The 3,468-nt window shown below is 41.7% G+C and carries 1 protein-coding gene; it reads right to left on the minus strand.

What is annotated here, in order from left to right:
- Window positions 1-201 precede the first annotated feature (201 nt).
- The gene (locus tag TOL9009_RS0129230) at window positions 202-2,928 is read right to left on the minus strand and encodes a GAF domain-containing sensor histidine kinase (RefSeq protein ID WP_029636914.1); all 2,727 of its coding nucleotides are present in this window, start codon (window positions 2,926-2,928) and stop codon (window positions 202-204) included.
- Window positions 2,929-3,468: the final 540 nt, after the last annotated feature.

A 3,468-nucleotide genomic window follows, 5' to 3' on the forward strand; every position in this document is an offset into this window, starting at 1 on the left:
CGCCAAAGCTACGCTTTGTCTCCCCTCCCCGCAGGCGGGGAGGGGCTGATCGGGGTGGGGTGCAATGACTATGGGAATCACAACTAGTTATCCGGACATGATATGACTTCCGCATTGACAGAAAATACCAAAGGTGGGTTACGGATTTCATCGTAACGCACCCTAAAATACCTAATTTTGTTCAAAAATCAAATAGTAATCCTATATTTTGGCTGTAGGTTTGGTGGGAATCTCAATCCACAACTCTGTACCTTTGCCAGGTTCTGAAATGCACTCCATTATTCCACCATGTTTTTCGACAATAATCTGATAGCTGATTGAAAGTCCTAGTCCTGTACCTTTGCCCACAGGTTTGGTAGTGTAAAACGGGTCAAAAATTCGCTTTTTCACCTCTTCAGTCATTCCAGTTCCATTGTCAGTAATGCGAATTAATAGACGAGAGTTATCTACTGAGATTCTAGTGAAAATTTTGATAGTAGGTATGAGGAATGGGTTATTCTCATTATCCCGATTGTCCCATGCTCTCATTTCCAAGGCATCTATGGCATTGCTGATAATATTCATGAATACCTGATTCATTTGGGCAGCATAACATTCCACCAATGGTATGTTGCCATAGTCTTTGATTACCTCGATGGGTGGGAATTGAGCATTACCTTTTAGGCGATGTTGCAAAATTAATAAGGTGCCCTCAATGCCTTCATGCAGGTCAACGCGCTTGTTTTCAGCCTCATCCAAGCGAGAAAAATTGCCTAATGATTGTACTATTGAGCGGATGCGATCGCTTCCTACTTGCATTGAGGTGATGATTTTCGGGAGGTCTTCTACCAAAACTTCAAAATTCATTGCTTTGATCGCGTTGCTAATTTCACTATGGGGATGAGCATAGTGTAGCTGGTAGAGACGTAAAATTTCTAGCAGTTGTTCAGTGTAATCACTGGCGTGGCACAGGTTCCCGTAGATAAAGTTAACGGGGTTGTTGATTTCGTGGGCGACACCCGCCACTAACTGTCCTAAGCCGGACATTTTTTCGGTGTGAATCAATTTTGTCTGTGTTTCTTGCAGTTCATGTACGGTATGCTCTAACTGGGCGGCTTGATTTCTAACTTCAGCTTCGGCATCACAGGTTTGTTGATAGAGTTGTGCTTGTTGAATAGCGATCGCACTCTGATCTGCTAACTGTTGCAATAAATCAATTTCTGCATCCTGCCAATTTCTCGGAGTCTCACACTGATGGGCAATTATTAAGCCCCATAGTTCCAGACCTATATTAATCGGAACGACTAAGTTTGCTTGCACTTGCAGACTCTGCAAAAACTCTCGATGACAATCACTTAAAAAAGCGGTGGAAACGTTGTTTATTGCCCGTACTCTGCCTTGAAACGATAGAAGGGTATACTCATCAGGAAAGCATTCCGGTGGTGCTTTCACTCCCAAAACCGACTGCCAATTGCCATTAATCTCTTCCACAATCACTGAGTTACTCTTCATCTCAAAAATCAGCACCCGGTCTGAATTTAGCAGGGGACGGACTTCTTTAACAATAGATTGCAGGATTGTCTGCAAGTCGAATGTGCGGCGAATATGCTCTGTGACTTGGTTGACTACTTTGGTAAGCAGTAATAATTTTTCGAGTTCAGAAGTTAGCTCCTGCACCCGCAATTCTAGGTTGGCATTCAGGGTTTGTACCTGTTTAAACATTTGGTACTGGTCAATTGCCATTGAGAAATGCTCGGATAAGGCTTGCGCCAACGAGATTTCTTCCGCTTTCCACTCAACTGATTGCCCCTTTTTTTGCTCCCGCCAAAGCTCAAAGGAAAGCTGGGGTGAGAGTTGTCGCTGATTTTTTTCACATCGTCCTGCCCACAAGACTTCTGTTTCAAATTCAGAGCGAAAAATGCTCAATACACCAATAAATTTTTCGCGGTAATGTAGGGGAATCACCATAAGTCCGCGAATTGGAGTAAAACGGAACCCTAAAGCCAAAACTTCCAAACGTGGTTCTTTGTAGAGGTCAGCTGTTGCCCAAATATTACCTTGTTTAGACTCAGCCATCCAGTTTTGCCATATCAGATGCTGTTCGATTTTACTGGTATTTAACTGATAGGGGAGTTTTGGCTGGTCGCCCCAGGTGTATAGTTCCCCACTCTGTTCTATGTAAAGCCTGCCACCTACTCCATTAAAGCTAGTAATAACTTCTTCTAGCGCTTTTTGCAATTGGATTGTCGGTAGTTTATGTAATAGTATGCTAACTCGGTTAATAATAGCTTCTCGCTCTTGCTTGGCGACGGCTTTAGTGAGTAAATTACTTTGAGCGATCGCGATTCCTACTTCGTCAGTAACTTCCTGCAATACTTTTATTTCCCGCTTCAAAATCTCTCGCGGTTGACTGTGGTGAGCTACCAACAATCCCCACAATTTAGGCTTTGCCGATTGTTCTTGGAGGTCGGAATGTAAAATTGGCATTACCAACGAAGACTGCACACCCATTGCCTTTAGGTATTGAATATGGCACGGATCTACTTGCCGATAATGGATATTAGTTTCTAGATATATGCCAGTTTCTTTTGACTGTAGAGGTGATAGCCCGATCTTCCCGTTTGGCACATCCACAATGGAACGTTGCCCTGCTAACAAAAACATCTCTCTGGCAGCTTCTGGAATATCATCAACTGGGAAGTTTAAACCTAATAAGGATGGTAGACGTTGTTCATGAATGGATTCAGCAATGACTTCACCACTACCATTAGCATTAAAACGATACACTTTCACCCGATCTGCACCCAAAAATAAACGCACTTGGCTAACGGTAGTCGTTAATATTTCTTGGAGCTCGAGCGATCGCCTGATCTGTTTTATCATCTGGTGCAGTAAACTTTTTTGGATTAAGCTTTGCTGCCACTTGTTTGGTTTAAGGGTAAATGCCATTGCTTGTATACACCATGACTGAAGTATAATTTTTTTAATTTTGCTTGAGAAAAATTTTTAACTTACAATGTCTTGATTTTCATCCCATTTCCAGAAATTGCTGCTACAAATACGTTGCTAGTGGCGTACATCTGCGGCAAATCTTTTTGGAACTGGATCGGAGGATATTTGATAATTATCAGATATTTGGCTTGTTACCCGTAGCTTTAGAGAGTTGATTCAGGAGAGTCTCAATCCATTTTGTCGGTATGTTACCAAATACTTTCACACATATCCTTTAAAGTCTAAAGTTGAGAATATACATACCTGTTAATTCTATATTCTCAATCATCAAATTATTTCAGTGATATCACTTAATTATTTTCTTGATGATTGCTTTAAAATGAGAATATTTTTCCCACTTTTTCGAGCAACTATAGCGTTTTTCGGGGGAGCATCCCAATGAATGCAAAATCTAACAATATAAGCGTCATTGCGTCCGCGAACGTTCCTCTCTACGAGACGCGCAACGCGAACGCAATGACATATTAATTTTTATTA

Origin of the sequence: [Scytonema hofmanni] UTEX 2349 (assembly GCF_000582685.1) — a bacterium.
Lineage (GTDB): Bacteria > Cyanobacteriota > Cyanobacteriia > Cyanobacteriales > Nostocaceae > Hassallia > Hassallia hofmanni.

Coding starts and splice junctions, on each gene's coding strand:
- TOL9009_RS0129230 (WP_029636914.1), bottom strand. CDS start 2,928: ATGGCATTTACCCTTAAACCAAACAAGTGGCAGCAAAGCTTAATCCAA.